This window comes from Serratia sp. JKS000199 (assembly GCF_900215455.1).
Lineage (GTDB): Bacteria > Pseudomonadota > Gammaproteobacteria > Enterobacterales > Enterobacteriaceae > Serratia > Serratia ureilytica.
In genome coordinates this window covers 3,141,399-3,158,868 of the sequence record NZ_LT907843.1, presented here as the reverse complement: position 1 = coordinate 3,158,868, position 17,470 = coordinate 3,141,399, and the positions used below count along the sequence as shown (strand labels likewise).

The window sequence follows — 17,470 nt, the reverse complement described above, 5'->3', positions numbered from 1 at the left end:
TAAGATGCTGCGATTTTCCGCCACGCTCAGAGTTTGTATGCTGCACAATATCCGCATTGTTCTGGTAGAGACTTCACATACCGGCAACATGGGCTCGACCGCCAGAGCCATGAAAACCATGGGGTTAACCAACCTTTATCTGGTTAATCCGCTGATCAAACCCGATTCTCAGGCCATTGCCCTGGCCGCCGGCGCCAGCGACGTGATCGGCAACGCCACTATCGTCGATACCCTCGATGACGCCATCGCCGGCTGTAGCCTGGTGGTGGGCACCAGCGCGCGCTCTCGCACCCTGCCGTGGCCGATGCTGGAGCCGCGCGAATGCGGCGTGCGCGCGGTGCACGAGGGCGAGCACGCGCCGGTGGCGCTGGTGTTCGGCCGTGAACGCGTCGGGCTGACCAACGATGAATTGCAGAAGTGCCACTACCATGTCGCCATTCCGGCCAACCCGGACTACAGCTCGCTGAACCTGGCGATGGCGGTGCAGATCCTGGCGTACGAAGTGCGCGTGGCTTACCTCGATCGCCAACAGGCGGGCGCGCCGCAGCTGGAAGAGACGCCGTATCCGCTGGTGGACGACCTTGAGCGTTTCTATCAGCACCTTGAGCAGACGCTGCAGCGTACCGGCTTCATTCGCCCGTCCCATCCGGGCCAGGTGATGAGCCGCCTGCGCCGGCTGTTCACCCGCGCGCGCCCGGAAGGGCAGGAGCTGAATATCCTGCGCGGCATGCTGACCTCGATCGAGAAACAGGATAAACATCAAGGTAATTAATTGATGTGGCATAACGGTGGGCGACAATAGTATTAGTTATCCAAAGGTTATAACATGTATTTTATATACCTTTGTTCTTGCTAAGTTCAAAACGTGCTAATACTTGAGTTAATTACTAGGTTAAATAGTTGACTGTTTTACTCAGGAATGTCAGACTTTCGGCCATATTTGACCAACAGGTAACCATTGAGCTATGAGACTGACATCCAAAGGCCGTTATGCCGTAACCGCTATGCTCGACGTAGCGCTGCATTCCCAGGAAGGGCCGGTGCCACTGGCGGACATTTCCGAACGCCAGGGTATTTCGCTCTCTTATCTGGAACAATTATTCTCCCGTCTGCGCAAGAATGGCCTGGTGGCCAGCGTGCGCGGTCCGGGCGGTGGTTATCTGCTGGGTAAAGACGCGGGTGAGATCGCCGTTGGCGCTGTCATCACTGCCGTCGATGAATCGGTAGATGCAACCCGTTGCCAGGGCAAAGAAGGCTGTCAGGGCGGCGATCGCTGCTTGACCCACGCCCTGTGGCGCGATCTGAGCGAGCGCATCAGCGGGTTCCTGAACAACATTACGCTGGCTGAACTGGTCAACAACCAGGAAGTGCTGGTGGTGGCGGATCGTCAAAACAACGATACGCGCCGCACGGCCAACGGTCGTCCGCAAGAAACTATCAACGTTAATCTGCGCGCATAAGCAGCTGGCGAAATTATTTTAGTTTTTGGAAGTGATGTACGGAGCACAAGAGCAATGAAATTACCGATTTATCTGGATTACTCAGCAACGACGCCGGTTGACCCGCGCGTTGCTGAGAAGATGATGCAGTTTTTGACCCTGGACGGCACTTTCGGCAACCCGGCTTCCCGTTCCCACCGTTTCGGTTGGCAGGCGGAAGAGGCGGTAGACATCGCCCGTAACCAAATCGCCGAACTGGTGGGCGCCGATCCGCGCGAAATCGTCTTCACCTCCGGGGCGACCGAATCCGACAACCTGGCGATCAAAGGCGCTGCCAATTTCTACCAGAAAAAAGGCAAGCACATCATCACCAGCAAAACCGAACACAAAGCCGTGCTCGACACCTGCCGTCAGCTGGAGCGCGAAGGGTTTGAAGTGACCTACCTGGCGCCGCAGAGCAACGGCATCATCAGCCTGCAGGATCTCGAAGCGGCGATGCGCGATGACACCATCCTGGTCTCCATCATGCACGTCAACAACGAAATCGGCGTGGTGCAGGATATCGAAGCGATCGGCGAAATGTGCCGTGCGCGCGGTATCATCTACCACGTTGACGCCACCCAGAGCGTGGGCAAACTGCCTATCGATCTGAGCAAGCTGAAAGTCGACCTGATGTCGTTCTCCGGCCACAAAATTTATGGCCCGAAAGGCATCGGCGCGCTGTATGTGCGTCGCAAGCCGCGCATCCGCATCGAAGCGCAGGTACACGGCGGCGGTCACGAGCGCGGCATGCGTTCCGGCACCCTGCCTGTCCACCAGATCGTCGGCATGGGCGAAGCTTATCGCATCGCCAAAGAAGAGATGACCGAAGAGATGGCGCGTCTGCGCACCCTGCGCGATCGTCTGTGGAACGGCGTGAAAGATATGGAAGAAGTGTATCTGAACGGCGATCTGGAGCACGGCGCACCGAACATCCTGAACGTCAGCTTCAACTACGTTGAAGGCGAGTCGCTGATCATGGCGCTGAAAGACCTGGCCGTTTCTTCCGGTTCAGCCTGTACCTCCGCCAGCCTCGAGCCGTCCTACGTGCTGCGCGCGCTGGGCATGAGCGATGAATTGGCGCACAGCTCGATCCGTTTCTCCCTGGGGCGTTTCACCACGGAAGAAGAGATCGACTACACCATTCAACTGGTGCGTAAATCCATCGGCCGTCTGCGCGATCTGTCCCCGCTGTGGGAGATGTTCAAGCAGGGCGTGGACATCAACAGCATCGAATGGGCGCATCATTAATTCTCAGGTTTCAGGAGCAAGGTCATGGCTTACAGCGAAAAAGTAATCGATCATTATGAAAACCCGCGCAACGTGGGTTCTTTCGACAACGAAGATCCTACCGTCGGCAGCGGCATGGTAGGGGCGCCGGCTTGCGGCGACGTGATGAAGCTGCAAATCAAGGTTAACGATGAAGGCATCATCGAAGACGCGCGCTTTAAAACTTACGGCTGCGGTTCCGCCATCGCCTCCAGCTCGCTGGTGACCGAATGGATGAAAGGCAAGTCGCTGGATCAGGCTGAAGCGATCAAAAACACCCAGATCGCCGAAGAGCTGGAATTGCCGCCGGTCAAAATTCACTGCTCGATCCTGGCTGAAGACGCCATCAAAGCAGCGATTGCCGACTATAAGAGCAAGCATAGCGCCAAGTAATTTGTCTGAGTCGGCCCGGCCGCGCCGGGCTTTGATGTGAAGTGTGAGGTTGTGATGTCTATTACCATGAGCGACAGCGCTGCGCAGCGTGTTCAGGCGTTTTTGACGAACCGCGGCAAAGGTCTCGGCCTGCGTCTGGGAGTGCGAACTTCCGGCTGCTCCGGGATGGCGTACGTGCTGGAATTTGTTGACGAAGCCAACGATGACGACATCGTGTTTGAAGACAAAGGCATCAAGGTGATCATCGACGGCAAGAGCCTGGTCTACCTTGACGGCACCGAGCTTGATTTCGTTAAGGAAGGCCTGAACGAAGGCTTCAAGTTCAACAACCCGAACGTCTCAAGCGAGTGCGGCTGCGGCGAGAGTTTCAACGTCTGACAGTCCATCGTGCTCCCCCGTTTCGGCGGGGGAACTTCATCCGCTAACGCCCAGAGCACGCTATGGATTACTTTACTTTATTCGGGCTGCCAGTTCGCTACACCGTGGACGGCAGCCTGCTTGCGTCCCGCTTCCAGGATCTGCAGCGCCAATTCCACCCCGATCGTTTCGCCAACCAGCCGGAGCGCGAACGCCTGATGGCGTTGCAGCAGGCGGCGACCATCAACGAAGCCTACCAGGCGCTGAAGCACCCGTTAAAACGCGCGGAGTATATGCTATCGTTGCACGGCTTCGATCTGGGCAACGAACAGCATACGATGCGCGACACCGCGTTCCTGATGGAACAGCTGGAACTGCGCGAAGAGCTCGACGCCATTGAGCGCAAGCCGGAGGCGGAAAGCCTGCTGGCCGATTTCGGCGCGCGGCTGGCCGCCTCGGTCAAACAGCGCAGCGCGCTGATGCTGCAGCAGTTGGACAGTGAACAGTGGGCGGACGCCGCCGACACCGTGCGCAAGCTGCGCTTCTTGGACAAACTCCAGCAACAGGTTGAACAACTCGAAGAAAAACTGCTGGGTTTTGAGTAACACCTTCTGATTCTGATTGTGGAAGCTTCAACATGGCCTTATTACAAATTAGTGAGCCTGGCCTCAGCGCCGCGCCGCACCAGCGACGTCTGGCCGCCGGCATCGACTTGGGCACCACCAACTCGCTGGTCGCCACGGTGCGCAGCGGGCAAGCGGAAACGCTGGCCGACGAACAGGGTCGCCATTTGCTGCCTTCGGTTGTGCATTATCAGGCGGACGCGCAGCGCGTCGGCTGGGATGCGCGCCAACAGGCGGCGCAGGATCCGGCCAATACAGTCAGCTCCATCAAACGCATGATGGGCCGCTCGTTGGCGGACGTGCAGCAACGTTACCCGAACCTGCCGTATCAATTTCAGGCCAGCGACAACGGCCTGCCGCTGATCGTCACCGCCGCCGGCGCGGTTAACCCGGTCGGCGTCTCCGCCGATATCCTGCGAGCCCTGTCCGCGCGCGCGCAAGCGGCGCTGGAAGGCGAGCTGGATGGCGTCGTGATCACCGTTCCCGCTTACTTCGACGACGCGCAGCGCCAGGGCACCAAAGACGCGGCGCGTTTGGCCGGCTTGCACGTTCTGCGTCTGTTGAACGAACCCACTGCGGCCGCGATCGCCTATGGGCTGGATTCCGGCCAGGAAGGGGTGATCGCGGTTTACGATCTGGGCGGCGGCACCTTTGATATCTCCATTCTGCGCCTCAGCCGCGGCGTGTTCGAAGTGCTGGCCACCGGCGGCGATTCCGCGCTGGGCGGCGACGACTTCGATCACCTGTTGGCCGACTGGCTGCGCGAGCAGGCCGGCGTGGCCGATCGCAGCGACCACGGCGTGCAGCGCCAACTGTTGGATGCCGCCATCGCCGCCAAAATCGCGTTGAGCGATGCCGACAGCGTGCGCGTCGAGGTGGCCGGCTGGCAGGGTGAAGTGACCCGCGCCCAGTTTGAATCGCTGATCGCTCCGTTGGTGAAACGCACGCTGATGGCCTGCCGCCGCGCGCTGAAAGACGCCGGCGTCGCCGCCGACGAGGTGCTGGAAGCGGTGATGGTCGGCGGTTCCACCCGCGTGCCGCTGGTGCGTGAGCAGGTGGGCGCCTTCTTCGGCCGCACGCCGCTGACGTCGATCGATCCGGATAAAGTGGTCGCCATCGGCGCCGCGATCCAGGCCGACATTCTGGTGGGCAACAAGCCGGACAGCGACATGCTGCTGCTGGACGTGATCCCGCTGTCGCTGGGCCTCGAAACCATGGGCGGCCTGGTGGAGAAAGTGATCCCGCGCAACACCACCATTCCGGTGGCGCGCGCACAGGAGTTCACCACCTTTAAAGACGGCCAGAGCGCGATGATGATCCACGTGCTGCAGGGCGAGCGCGAGCTGGTGCAGGATTGCCGTTCGCTGGCGCGCTTCACGCTGCGCGGCCTGCCGCCATTGCCTGCCGGGGGCGCGCATATTCGCGTCACCTTCCAGGTGGATGCCGACGGCCTGTTGAGCGTCACCGCGATGGAGAAATCCACCGGCGTGGAAGCCTCGATCCAGGTCAAGCCGTCGTACGGCCTGTCGGACAGCGAAATCGCCGGCATGATCAAGGATTCGATGGCCAACGCGCAAAGCGACGTGGGCGCGCGCAAGTTGGCGGAGCAACGCGTGGAAGCCGCGCGGGTGCTGGAAAGCCTGCAGGGCGCGCTGGCCACCGACGCCGCGCTGCTGAGCGAGGCGGAAAGCCAGGCGATCGCCGCCGCGACCCAGGCGTTGCAGCAGGCGGCGCAGGGTGAAGATCCCGCCGCTATCGAAGACGCCATCAAAACATTAGATGCACAAACGCAAGATTTTGCCGCGCGCCGCATGGACGCTTCCATTCGCCGCGCGCTGGCTGGCCATTCTGTGGATGAGGTTTAACCATGCCTAAAATTGTTTTCCTGCCCCATCAAGACCTTTGCCCTGAAGGGGCGGTTCTGGAAGCCGAAAAAGGGGAGTCGATCCTCAACGTTGCGCTGCGCAACGGCATTGAAATCGAGCATGCCTGCGAGAAATCCTGCGCCTGCACCACCTGCCACTGCATCGTGCGTGAAGGCTTCGATTCGCTGGAAGAGAGCAGCGAGCTGGAAGACGACATGCTGGACAAAGCGTGGGGGCTGGAGCCGGAAAGCCGTCTGAGCTGCCAGGCGCTGGTCGCCGACGAAGATCTGGTGGTCGAAATGCCGCGCTACACCGTCAACCACGCGCGTGAGCATTAATTGTTAGCCGCAGCGTCAACCCGGAGATCATAATGGGACTGAAGTGGACCGACAGCCGTGAAATCGGCGAAGCCCTGTACGACCAATACCCGGACACCGATCCGAAAACCGTGCGTTTTACCGACATGCATCAGTGGATCTGCGATCTGGAAGAGTTCGATGACGATCCACAGGCTTCCAACGAAAAAATACTGGAAGCGATCCTGCTGGTCTGGTTAGATGAAGCGGAGTAAATAGCGTAACGGGCTGCCATGGGCGGCCCGTTTATTTTGTATCCGACATACCCGTCGTCTTTCAAACCGCAGCGTTGTTACCTGCACGATCACACCCCAGTCACTTACCTGAGTAAGCTCCTGGGGATGAGATCGCTGGGCGCCTAGCTGCAATTTGAAATCCATAGGGTATGCAATAAAGCCCTAATGAAATAATAAAGGGAACATCCGGAGTAAGAAGGCTATGACAACAGAATTCATGCAGGTCACGCTGTCGCAACAACCTGCCGACGCCCGCTGGGGCGAGAAAGCGCTGCTGAGCACCAACGGCGAAGGGATGACCATCCACCTGACCGGCGCCGACAAGCTGGGCGCGATCCAGCGCGCGGGCCGCAAAATTGACGGCCAGGGCATCAAAAACGTCAAGCTGGCCGGCGACGGTTGGGATTTGGAAAACAGCTGGGCGTTCTGGCAAGGCTATCGCGGGCCGAAAGGGCAGCGCAACGTCGAATGGGCCGAACTGCCGGAAGCCGCGCGTCAGGAGCTGGATAAGCGCCTGAAGATCGTCGACTGGGTGCGTGACACCATCAACATGCCGGCGGAAGAGCTGGGGCCGGAGCAATTGGCGACCCGCGCCGTCGATCTGATGTGCGACGTCGGCTGCGATGCCGTCAGCTACCGCATCACCAAGGGCGAAGATCTGCGCGAGCAGAACTATGCCGGCATCCACACCGTCGGCCGCGGCTCCGAGCGCCCGCCGGTGCTGCTGGCGCTGGACTTCAACCCGACCGGTAACCCGGACGCGCCGGTGTTCGCTTGCCTGGTCGGCAAGGGCATCACCTTCGATACCGGCGGTTATAGCCTGAAACAGAGCGCCTTTATGGATTCGATGAAGGCTGACATGGGCGGTGCGGCCACCATCACCGGCGCCCTGGCGCTGGCGGCGGCGCGCGGCCTGAAGCAGCGCGTGAAGCTGTACCTGTGCTGCGCCGACAACATGGTCAGCGGCAACGCCTTCAAACTGGGTGACATCATTCGCTACCGCAACGGCAAAACCGTTGAGGTGATGAACACCGATGCGGAAGGGCGCCTGGTGCTGGCCGACGGCCTGATCGACGCTTCTGAGCAGAATCCGCAACTGATTATCGACTGCGCCACCCTGACCGGCGCGGCCAAAACCGCGGTGGGCAACGACTACCACGCCCTGTTCAGCTTCGACGATGCGCTGGCGCAGGAGCTGCTGAGCAGCGCCGCCGCCGAGCAAGAGCCGTTCTGGCGTCTGCCGTTGGCCGAGTTCCACCGCAGCCAGCTGCCGTCCAACTTCGCCGAGCTGAACAACGTGGCCGGCCCGGCCTACACCGCCGGCGCCAGCACCGCGGCGGCCTTCCTGTCGCATTTCGTTAAGAACTACCAGCAAGGCTGGTTGCACATCGACTGTTCCGCCACCTACCGCAAAGGCGCGGTGGAGCAGTGGTCGGCCGGCGCGACCGGGCTGGGCGTGCGCACCCTGGCCAATCTCTTGCTGAGCAAAGCCAAATAATTGAACGCCCGCCGCGTCGGGCGCTAGAATGCGCATTATCTTCGGGGCCCAGCATGCTGGGCCTCGCTATTTGATCCCTGGAGTTTGCCATGAGTTCCCATCATCACGATGCCGCCCCGAGCGAGAACGAGCTTGAACGCCTGCTGAAGCTGGCGGTGACGGAGCCGGCCCACCGTCCGGCGTTCTTCCGTGAACTGCTCGACGCCACGGTGCTGATCCTCGGCGACAGCGAGCAGGTGCAGCAGGACGGCGACATCACGCTGAACGCGGATACGCCGGTCAATATCCAGCATTGGGAAAAGCAGGACGGCGGCAGCATCATTCCGTTCTTCACCTCGCTGGACGCGTTGCAGAAGGCCGTTGAGGACGAACAGCCGTTCATCGCCATGCCGGCGCGGGTGTTGTTCGAAATCACCCAGGGCGCGGATCTGTTCCTCAACCCGAAGGCGGAGTACGGCAAAGAGTTCTACCCGGAAGAGGTGGCGATGCTGTTGGCGACCGGCGGCGTCGTCAAACCGGTGGAGCATTACGTCGACAAAGAAACCCAAATCCTGTTGGGGCAGCCCGAAGAGTACCCGTCGGCGATGGTGGATGCGCTGACCACGCTGTTCAGCCAGCGCAAACCGGTGCGCCGCGCGTTTCTGGCGCTGATGCACGACCAGGCGGCGGACGAGAAGCCGAATCTGCTGATCGGGCTGGAAGTGGATGCAGAACCGGCGGAGATCGAGGCGTTGATCAACGAGGCCGGCAGCGTCGCCAGCGAAACGGCGCCGAATGACGAACCGGTCGATTTCTGCCTGGTGTCGGAGAAAGAGCGCGGCATCAGCCACTACCTGATCGCCCATACGCAGCCGTTTTATCAGCGCCGCTGGGGCAGCTGGCTGCGCAATTTGATCCCGTCCACCGACAAAACCCAGTAACGCGGCGCGTGGTCGGAAATGCCGCAGGAAGATCATATTTTTTTAATGAAATGTTGATTTTCCCGTAGGCAAGCGTTAACGGCGCACATATAATCTGCGCCACTTGAGAAGGCCGGCAACATTGCAGACCGGCCTGTTTTGGAAGTCATACAGAGGCCATCATGACCGTAGAACGTACCTTTTCCATCGTTAAACCAAACGCTGTAGCCAACAACGACATCGGCGCTATCTACGCGCGTTTCGAGCGCGCCGGTTTCAAAATCATCGCCGCTAAAATGCTGCGTCTGACTCGCGAGCAAGCTGAAGGCTTCTACGCTGAGCACAAAGGCCGCCCATTCTTCGACGGTCTGGTAGAGTTCATGACCTCCGGCCCAATCATGGTGCAGGTTCTGGAATCTGAAAACGCCGTGCAGCGCAACCGCGACATCATGGGCGCAACCAACCCGGACAACGCACTGGCCGGCACCCTGCGCGCCGACTACGCGGACAGCTTCACCGCTAACGCCGTTCACGGTTCCGACTCCGTTGAATCCGCACAGCGTGAAATCGCTTACTTCTTCAACGAAAGCGAAATCTGCGCACGTTAATCGTGCCGTTTCTGAGCTGATAGCCAGGCATTCACCGGCTGAAACAATAAAAATGCCCTGAATGCCTTTCAGCCATAGAAACCCGCTACTAAAATTTGTACAATGCCGCGCCCCTGATAAGACGACTTGTCAGGGGCGTGTTTTTAGTGCCGCCACCCGAATCTCGCGGGCTGAAATGCACAACTTACTTTCCATTCTTTAGCGCCATAACGTGTAATAACGAGGCCAGAGATCATTATGTTAGAACCCATCACGTCCGAGCACACCGTGTCTGAAAATAATTCGCTGACTACCCCCTCCGTTAACGTGGAGCAACCGGCTGCGGCCAAAATCAACCTGCTGGATCTGAACCGCCAGCAAATGCGCGAGTTCTTCGCCGAAATGGGCGAGAAACCGTTCCGCGCCGATCAGGTGATGAAGTGGATTTATCACTACTGCTGCGACGATTTCGAGCAGATGACCGACATCAACAAAGTCCTGCGCGGCAAGCTGCAGCGCGTGGCGGAAATCCGCGCGCCGGAAGTGGCGGAAGAACAGCGCTCGGCCGACGGCACCATCAAGTGGGCGATCAAGGTGGGCGATCAGCAGGTCGAAACCGTGTACATCCCGGAAGCCGACCGCGCGACGCTGTGCGTCTCCTCGCAGGTGGGTTGCGCGCTGGAGTGCAAATTCTGTTCGACGGCGCAGCAGGGCTTCAACCGCAACCTGCGCGTGTCGGAAATCATCGGCCAGGTGTGGCGCGCGGCGAAAATCATCGGCGCACTGAAGGTGACCGGCCAACGCCCGATCACCAACGTGGTGATGATGGGCATGGGCGAACCGCTGCTCAACCTGAATAACGTGGTGCCGGCGATGGAAATCATGCTGGACGACTTCGGCTTTGGCCTGTCCAAACGCCGCGTGACCCTGTCTACCTCCGGCGTGGTGCCGGCGCTGGACAAGCTGGGCGACATGATCGACGTGGCGCTGGCCATTTCGCTGCACGCGCCTAACGACACCATCCGCGATGAGATCGTGCCGATCAACCGCAAGTACAACATCGAGACCTTCCTGTCCGCGGTGCGTCGCTACCTGGAGAAATCCAACGCCAACCAGGGGCGCGTCACCGTCGAGTACGTGATGCTGGATCATATCAACGACAGCACCGACGATGCGCATCAGCTGGCGGAAGTGCTGAAAGACACGCCGTGCAAGATCAACCTGATCCCATGGAACCCGTTCCCGGGCGCCCCTTACGGCCGCAGCTCCAACAGCCGGGTGGATCGTTTCTCCAAGGTGTTGATGGAATACGGCTTTACGACTATTGTTCGTAAAACCCGCGGTGACGATATCGACGCCGCCTGCGGGCAACTGGCGGGTGAAGTGATCGACCGTACCAAGCGTACCCTGAAAAAGAAAATGGCCGGGGAACCTATCAACGTACGGGCGGTCTGAATCCTATAGCACCTTTTTTGTTATCTAACAGCCTGTTATGCGAGATGTTGACGCTAATGGGCGTTAGCTGACGGCCGATAAGGAAATGAATGCGGGCATGAAGCTGAAACTGTGGGGTGTGTGGCTGGCGGTCGGGTTGTTGGCCGGGTGTTCCGGCTCATCGCCGGAAAAGGAAGCACAGGTCGCTGAGGCGGGCCAGACGCGGTTGCAGCTGGGGCTGGAGTACCTGCAGCAAGGTGACATGGACGCCGCGCGCCAGAACCTGGAAAAGGCGCTGGACGCGGCCCCGCAGGATTACCGCACGCAGTTGGGCATGGCGCTCTACGCGCAGCGGATCGGTGAAAACGCCGCGGCCGAACAGCGTTATCGGCAAGCGCTCAAACTTGCGCCGGGCAATGGCACCGTACTGAATAATTACGGTGCGTTTCTTTGCAGTTTAGGGCAGTATGTACCGGCGCAACAGCAGTTTAGCGCTGCGGCGCTGGCGCCCGATTATGGTCAGGTCGCTGACAGCCTGGAAAACGCAGGTTACTGTTTTCTCAAGGCCGGACAAAACGATGAAGCGCGCACGCTGTTGAGCCGCGCGCTGAAAGTCGATCCGGACAAAGGCGCTCCGCTGTTGGCGGAGGCCGAAAAGCAATTTGGAGAAGGGAAGCGCGCCCAGTCGCAACTTTTATTGGATGTTTATCAGCATGTTCTGCCGGCTAGCGCCAGCAGCTTATGGTTACAGATTCGTTTCGCCGCGTTAGCCGGCCGTCAGGATAGCGTTCAACGCTATGGCAAGCAGTTAGCGCGAAGTTTTCCACAATCCAAACAGTACCAGCAGTTCTTAGCTAATGAATACTGAAGCCTCCCAAGATAAAACCGTATCCATGACGACGGGCCAGCGCCTGCGTCAGGCCCGTGAGCAACTCGGGCTGAGCCAACAGGCCGTTGCAGAACGCCTGTGTCTCAAAATGTCCACCGTGCGCGATATCGAGGAAGACAGCGTGTCCGCTGACCTCGCGTCCACCTTCGTGCGCGGCTACATTCGTTCCTACGCCAAGCTGGTGCATTTGCCGGAAGACGAACTGCTGCCGATGCTGGCCAAGCAGGCGCCGTTGAAGATGGCGAAAGTGGCGCCGATGCAAAGCTTCTCGCTGGGCAAGCGCCGCAAGAAACGCGACGGCTGGCTGATGAGCTTCACCTGGCTTATCGTGTTCGTGGTGATTGGCCTGACCGGCGCCTGGTGGTGGCAAAACCACAAGGCGCAGCAGGAAGAGATCGCCACCATGGCCGATCAATCCTCCGCGCAGCTTTCACAGAATAACGAAGGGCAGTCCGTGCCGCTGACGGACGGCAACGCCGACGCCGGCACCAACGTGCCGTTGACCGACAACAGCGCCGCGCCGGCCGATACCGGCGCAGCGGCTCAGGCGCCGGCGGCGACCGCCCAGACGCCGGGCGCGGCTCAGCAACAGCCTGCCGTGGTGTCGCCAAGCCAGACCACCCTGCCGGAAACCGCGCCGGCGGCGCAATCGCCGCTGCCGACCGCCGATGCGGGCGTGGCTGCGCCGGCGGCCGATCCGAACGCGCTGGTGATGGATTTCTCCGCCGACTGCTGGCTGCAGGTGACCGACGCGAGCGGTAAAACGCTGTTCAGCGGCACCCAGAAGCAGGGCGGCAAGCTGAACCTGACCGGCACTGCGCCGTACAAACTGACCATCGGCGCGCCGGCGGCAGTACAGATCCAGTATCAGGGTAAACCGGTTGATTTGAGCCGGTTCGTTAAGTCAAACCGTGTTGCTCGCCTGACCGTCGCCGCGCAGTAATCGCGCGGCCCCGGTCGTGATGTCAGAGCAGCAATGGAGAGTAAGTAATGCATAACCAAGCGCCCATCAACCGTCGAAAATCTACACGCATTTACGTCGGCAAGGTGCCTATTGGTGATGGCGCGCCGATTGCCGTGCAGTCGATGACCAACACCCGTACCACCGATGTTGAAGCAACGGTTAATCAGATTAAAGCGCTGGAGCGCGTGGGCGTCGACATCGTCCGCGTTTCGGTTCCTACCATGGACGCCGCCGAGGCGTTCAAGCTGATCAAGCAGCAGGTCAACGTGCCGCTGGTCGCCGATATCCACTTCGATTATCGCATCGCGCTGCAGGTTGCCGAATACGGCGTGGACTGCCTGCGCATCAACCCGGGCAACATCGGCAACGAATCGCGCATTCGCTCGGTGGTGGACTGCGCCCGCGACAAGAACATCCCGATTCGCATCGGCGTCAACGGCGGTTCGCTGGAGAAAGATCTGCAGGAAAAGTACGGCGAACCTACGCCGGAAGCGCTGCTGGAATCCGCCATGCGCCACGTGGATATCCTCGATCGCCTCAACTTCGACCAGTTCAAGGTCAGCGTCAAGGCGTCGGACGTGTTCCTGGCGGTGCAATCCTACCGTCTGCTGGCGTCGCGCATCGATCAGCCGCTGCATCTGGGCATCACCGAAGCCGGCGGCGCGCGCAGCGGGTCGGTCAAATCGGCCATCGGCCTGGGCATGCTGCTGTCTGAAGGCATCGGCGATACCCTGCGCATCTCGCTGGCGGCGGATCCGGTCGAAGAGGTGAAGGTCGGTTTCGATATCCTGAAGTCGCTGCGCATCCGCGCGCGCGGCATCAACTTCATCGCCTGCCCGACCTGTTCGCGTCAGGAGTTCGATGTGATCGGCACGGTGAACGCGCTTGAGCAGCGCCTGGAAGACATCATCACGCCGATGGACGTCTCGATCATCGGTTGCGTGGTGAACGGCCCGGGCGAAGCGCTGGTGTCCACCATGGGCGTGACCGGCGGCCACAAGAAGAGCGGCTTCTACGAAGACGGCGTGCGCCAGAAAGAGCGTTTCGACAACGAACAGATGATCGACCAGCTGGAAGCGAAGATTCGCGCCAAGGCCGCGATGATGGACGAAAGCAACCGTATCACGGTCAATCTGCTGGAAAAATAAGCGTTATCGCTACACGGCGGGCCTGTTGGCCCGCTTGTTTATGCACCTGAAGGGCGGAAAACCGCATCCGCGTTGAATACCGGGCGGCAAAGTCCCTATAATCAGGTTCATTTTTACAGACAACGGACAGAGAACTCACGTGGCAAAGAACATTCAAGCCATCCGCGGCATGAACGACTACCTGCCGGAAGAAACGGCATTATGGCAGCGTATTGAAGGCACCCTCAAGCAGGTGCTGGGCGGCTACGGTTACAGCGAAATCCGGTTGCCGATTGTAGAGCAGACCCCGTTATTCAAACGCGCGATCGGCGAAGTGACCGACGTCGTGGAAAAAGAGATGTATACCTTCGAAGACCGCAACGGCGAAAGCCTGACGCTGCGTCCGGAAGGGACGGCCGGCTGCGTGCGCGCCGGCATCGAACATGGTCTGCTGTACAATCAGGAACAGCGTCTGTGGTACATCGGCCCGATGTTCCGCTACGAGCGCCCGCAAAAGGGCCGCTATCGCCAGTTCCATCAGCTGGGCGCGGAAGTGTTCGGCCTGCAAGGCCCGGATATCGACGCCGAGCTGATCCTGCTGACGGCCCGCTGGTGGAAAGCGCTGGGCATCGCCGAGCACGTCAAGCTGGAGCTGAACTCCATCGGTTCTCTGGAGGCGCGCGCCAACTACCGCGACGCGCTGGTGGCGTTCCTGGAGCAGCACGTCGAGGTGCTGGACGAAGACTGCAAACGCCGCATGTACAGCAACCCGCTGCGCGTGCTGGATTCCAAAAATCCTGAGGTGCAGGCGCTGTTGAACGACGCGCCGCGCCTGTCCGAGTACCTGGATGAAGAATCCCGTGCTCACTTCGCCGGTCTGTGTGAACTTTTGGCGCAGGCAGGTATCCCATATACCGTTAACGAGCGCCTGGTGCGCGGTCTGGATTACTACAACCGCACCGTGTTTGAGTGGGTGACCACCAGCCTGGGCGCGCAGGGCACCGTCTGCGCGGGCGGCCGTTACGACGGTCTGGTCGAGCAGTTGGGCGGCCGCGCCACCCCGGCGGTCGGTTTCGCCATGGGCCTGGAGCGTCTGGTGCTGCTGGTGCAGGCGGTCAACCCGGAATTCAAGGCGCCGTCGGCTATCGACGTCTACGTCATCTCTTCCGGCGCGGGCACCCAGAGCGCGGCGATGCGGCTGGCTGAACAGGTGCGCGACGCGGCGCCGCAGCTGAAGCTGATGACCAACTACGGCGGCGGCAACTTCAAGAAGCAGATCACCCGTGCGGACAAATGGGGCGCGCGCATCGCGCTGATCCTGGGCGAGAGCGAAGTGGCGGCGCAGCAGGTGGTGGTGAAAGACCTGCGCAGTGGTGAACAAGAAACGCTGGCGCAAAGCGAAGTCGCTGCGCGTCTGGCTTTGATGTTAGGTTAAGGAGAAGGACACCGTGGAAGTCTATACCACTGAAAACGAACAAGTCGACGCACTGCGTCGGTTCTTTGCCGAGAACGGCAAAGCGCTGGCGGTGGGCGTGGTGCTCGGAATTGGTGCCCTGGTTGGCTGGCGTTACTGGCAGAGCCATGAAAACTCCAACATGATGGCGGCATCGCAATCCTATCAGGAAGCCAGCGATCGTCTGGCGGCCGGCAAGCCGGATGACGTGGCTACCGCAGAGAAATTTGTCCAGGCCAACGGCAACAGCTACGGCGTACTGGCCGCGCTGCAGTTGGCCAAGCACTTTGTCGAACAGAATGATTTCGCCAAGGCGGAACAACAATTGGCGCTGGCGCAGGGCCAGACCAAAGACGACAACCTGTTGGCGATGATCGACCTGCGTCTGGCGCGCGTCCAGCTGCAGGAGAAAAAGCTGGATGAAGCGCTGAAAACGCTGGATGGCGTGAAAGGCGAAGGCTGGGCGGCGATGATGCAGGATGTGCGCGGCGATGTGCTGCTGGCGAAGGGCGACGCCAAGGGCGCGCGCGAAGCTTACAGCAAAGGCATTGAGTCCAACGCTTCTCAAGCGCTGCAGGTTCTGCTGCGCATGAAATTGAATAACTTGTCCAGCTAAGGGGAATTCCCATGCAATTGCGTAAAACACTCTTGGTCGGACTGGTTTCCGCTGCCTTGCTGAGTGGTTGCTCGCTGTTTAACAGCGAAGAAGACGTGGTTACCATGTCGCCGTTGCCGAAAGTTGAAAATCAGTTTACGCCGAACAAGGCGTGGAGCACCTCGGTGGGCGACGGTATCGGTGAGTATTACTCCCACCTGCGTCCGGCCTATCAGGACAGCACCATTTACGCCGCCGATCGCTTCGGCATCGTGAAAGCGATGGATGCCGACAGCGGCAACGAGAAGTGGAAGGTCAATCTTTCCGAGAAGACCGGCTTCTTCTCCAGCAACCTGTCTGCGCTGCTGTCGGGCGGCCTGACGGTTGCGGGTGACAAGGTTTACGTCGGCAGCGAAAAAGCGGTGGTTTACGCATTGAACACCGCCGACGGCGCCATCGCCTGGCAGACCAAAGTGGCCGGCGAAGCGATCTCCCGTCCGGTTGTCAGCGACGGCATGGTGTTGGTGCATACTTCCAACGGCATGCTGCAGGCGCTGAACGAAGCCGACGGCGCGGTGAAGTGGACGGTTAACCTGGATATGCCTTCGCTGTCGCTGCGCGGTGAATCCGCGCCAGCCGTCGCCTTTGGCGCCGCCATCGTCGGCGGTGACAACGGCCGCGTCAGCGCCGTGCTGATGCAGCAGGGCCAGCTGATCTGGCAACAGCGCATTTCTCAGCCGAGCGGCGCGACCGAAATCGATCGCCTGAACGACGTGGACACCACGCCGGTGATCGTTGACGGCGTGGTCTACGCGCTGGGTTACAACGGCAACCTGACGGCGCTGGATCTGCGTTCCGGTCAGATCATCTGGAAACGCGAGCTGGGTTCGGTGAATGATTTCATCGTCGACGCGGGCCGCATCTACCTGATCGACCAGAACGATCGCGTGGTGGCGCTCAGCACCGAAGGCGGCGTGACCGTGTGGACGCAGAGCGATCTGCTGCACCGCAACCTGACGCCGCCGGTGATGTATAATGGTTATCTGGTGACCGGTGACGCCGAAGGCTATCTGCACTGGGTCAACACCACCGATGGCCGTTTTGTCGCCCAGCAGGAAGTGGACAGCTCCGGCTTCCTGTCTGCGCCGATGGTGGCCGGCGACAAGCTGGTCATCCAGGCTCGCGGCGGGAAAGTTTACGCTTTCACCCGCTAACGCCGCTCGTCGTATCCCTTCTTGCACCCGAATGATTTCGGGTTGCAGCCAGGCGGCAAGCGCATGAGTCCTCGGGAGCTTAGTGAGCTAAGTGACCGAGGCGAAGGTGCGCAGACAACGCCGCTGTGGCGCGAAAGATGAAGGGGAAAACGGCTCCTGAATGTTCAGGGGCCGTTTCGTATTTTATAAGCTGCACCGCTGGTGTCTATCCACAGTGCAGTAACGCATTGATT

General features: G+C 60.1%; 19 protein-coding genes. All 19 read left to right on the top strand.

All coding sequences use genetic code 11. The features are described from left to right. Positions 1 to 37: 37 nt before the first annotated feature. The 19 genes from trmJ (at position 38) to bamB (ending at position 17,237) form a co-directional block, all read left to right on the top strand. On the top strand, positions 38 to 772 hold the full coding sequence (gene trmJ, locus CPH57_RS15050) for a tRNA (cytosine(32)/uridine(32)-2'-O)-methyltransferase TrmJ (protein ID WP_025303916.1): 735 nt from the start codon (positions 38 to 40) through the stop codon (positions 770 to 772). A gap of 193 nt (positions 773 to 965) precedes the next feature. Then, a complete protein-coding gene (gene iscR, locus CPH57_RS15045) occupies positions 966 to 1,460 on the top strand; it encodes a Fe-S cluster assembly transcriptional regulator IscR (protein ID WP_004941404.1) in 495 nt (164 codons plus the stop codon). A 54-nt stretch (positions 1,461 to 1,514) separates the two neighbouring features. Beyond that, on the top strand, positions 1,515 to 2,729 hold the full coding sequence (gene iscS / locus CPH57_RS15040) for a cysteine desulfurase (RefSeq protein ID WP_015378780.1): 1,215 nt from the start codon (positions 1,515 to 1,517) through the stop codon (positions 2,727 to 2,729). 24 nt (positions 2,730 to 2,753) lie between these two features. Beyond that, positions 2,754 to 3,140: a Fe-S cluster assembly scaffold IscU gene (gene iscU, locus CPH57_RS15035; RefSeq protein WP_004941408.1), complete on the top strand. Its 387-nt coding sequence runs from the start codon at positions 2,754 to 2,756 to the stop codon at positions 3,138 to 3,140. Between the two features lie 54 nt (positions 3,141 to 3,194). Further along, a complete protein-coding gene (gene iscA / locus CPH57_RS15030) occupies positions 3,195 to 3,518 on the top strand; it encodes an iron-sulfur cluster assembly protein IscA (RefSeq protein ID WP_004941410.1) in 324 nt (107 codons plus the stop codon). 62 nt (positions 3,519 to 3,580) lie between these two features. Then, entirely contained in the window at positions 3,581 to 4,102 is a 522-nt protein-coding gene (gene hscB, locus CPH57_RS15025; RefSeq protein ID WP_033644094.1) for a co-chaperone HscB, read from the top strand. A 32-nt stretch (positions 4,103 to 4,134) separates the two neighbouring features. Further along, positions 4,135 to 5,985, top strand: a complete 1,851-nt coding sequence (gene hscA / locus CPH57_RS15020; protein ID WP_096242494.1) for a Fe-S protein assembly chaperone HscA — start codon at positions 4,135 to 4,137, stop codon at positions 5,983 to 5,985. A 2-nt stretch (positions 5,986 to 5,987) separates the two neighbouring features. Continuing rightward, the gene (fdx, locus tag CPH57_RS15015; protein WP_004941417.1) at positions 5,988 to 6,323 is read left to right on the top strand and encodes an ISC system 2Fe-2S type ferredoxin; all 336 of its coding nucleotides are present in this window, start codon (positions 5,988 to 5,990) and stop codon (positions 6,321 to 6,323) included. Between the two features lie 32 nt (positions 6,324 to 6,355). Continuing rightward, positions 6,356 to 6,556 carry a Fe-S cluster assembly protein IscX gene (gene iscX / locus CPH57_RS15010; RefSeq protein ID WP_006327336.1) on the top strand — a complete coding sequence of 67 codons (201 nt, stop codon included), beginning with the start codon at positions 6,356 to 6,358 and terminating at the stop codon, positions 6,554 to 6,556. A gap of 223 nt (positions 6,557 to 6,779) precedes the next feature. Continuing rightward, positions 6,780 to 8,075, top strand: a complete 1,296-nt coding sequence (gene pepB / locus CPH57_RS15000) for an aminopeptidase PepB (protein WP_033635597.1) — start codon at positions 6,780 to 6,782, stop codon at positions 8,073 to 8,075. 89 nt (positions 8,076 to 8,164) lie between these two features. Further along, a complete protein-coding gene (gene sseB / locus CPH57_RS14995; protein ID WP_060660349.1) occupies positions 8,165 to 8,995 on the top strand; it encodes an enhanced serine sensitivity protein SseB in 831 nt (276 codons plus the stop codon). A 161-nt stretch (positions 8,996 to 9,156) separates the two neighbouring features. Further along, complete coding sequence (gene ndk, locus CPH57_RS14990; protein WP_004941424.1) at positions 9,157 to 9,582, top strand: nucleoside-diphosphate kinase; 426 nt, start codon at positions 9,157 to 9,159, stop codon at positions 9,580 to 9,582. Positions 9,583 to 9,819: 237 nt separating this feature from the next. Continuing rightward, positions 9,820 to 11,016: a bifunctional tRNA (adenosine(37)-C2)-methyltransferase TrmG/ribosomal RNA large subunit methyltransferase RlmN gene (locus CPH57_RS14985; RefSeq protein WP_004941426.1), complete on the top strand. Its 1,197-nt coding sequence runs from the start codon at positions 9,820 to 9,822 to the stop codon at positions 11,014 to 11,016. Positions 11,017 to 11,113: 97 nt separating this feature from the next. After that, complete coding sequence (gene pilW, locus CPH57_RS14980) at positions 11,114 to 11,863, top strand: type IV pilus biogenesis/stability protein PilW (protein WP_033644344.1); 750 nt, start codon at positions 11,114 to 11,116, stop codon at positions 11,861 to 11,863. Further along, positions 11,853 to 12,827: a cytoskeleton protein RodZ gene (gene rodZ, locus CPH57_RS14975; protein WP_033644090.1), complete on the top strand. Its 975-nt coding sequence runs from the start codon at positions 11,853 to 11,855 to the stop codon at positions 12,825 to 12,827. The genes pilW and rodZ overlap by 11 nt, the downstream gene beginning before the upstream one ends. Before the next feature lie 47 nt (positions 12,828 to 12,874). Then, entirely contained in the window at positions 12,875 to 13,996 is a 1,122-nt protein-coding gene (ispG, locus tag CPH57_RS14970; RefSeq protein WP_016929756.1) for a flavodoxin-dependent (E)-4-hydroxy-3-methylbut-2-enyl-diphosphate synthase, read from the top strand. Between the two features lie 139 nt (positions 13,997 to 14,135). Then, positions 14,136 to 15,410 carry a histidine--tRNA ligase gene (gene hisS / locus CPH57_RS14965; RefSeq protein ID WP_049299977.1) on the top strand — a complete coding sequence of 425 codons (1,275 nt, stop codon included), beginning with the start codon at positions 14,136 to 14,138 and terminating at the stop codon, positions 15,408 to 15,410. 13 nt (positions 15,411 to 15,423) lie between these two features. Beyond that, positions 15,424 to 16,044, top strand: a complete 621-nt coding sequence (locus CPH57_RS14960) for a YfgM family protein (RefSeq protein WP_096242493.1) — start codon at positions 15,424 to 15,426, stop codon at positions 16,042 to 16,044. Between the two features lie 11 nt (positions 16,045 to 16,055). Then, on the top strand, positions 16,056 to 17,237 hold the full coding sequence (bamB, locus tag CPH57_RS14955; protein WP_046687651.1) for an outer membrane protein assembly factor BamB: 1,182 nt from the start codon (positions 16,056 to 16,058) through the stop codon (positions 17,235 to 17,237). Positions 17,238 to 17,470: the final 233 nt, after the last annotated feature.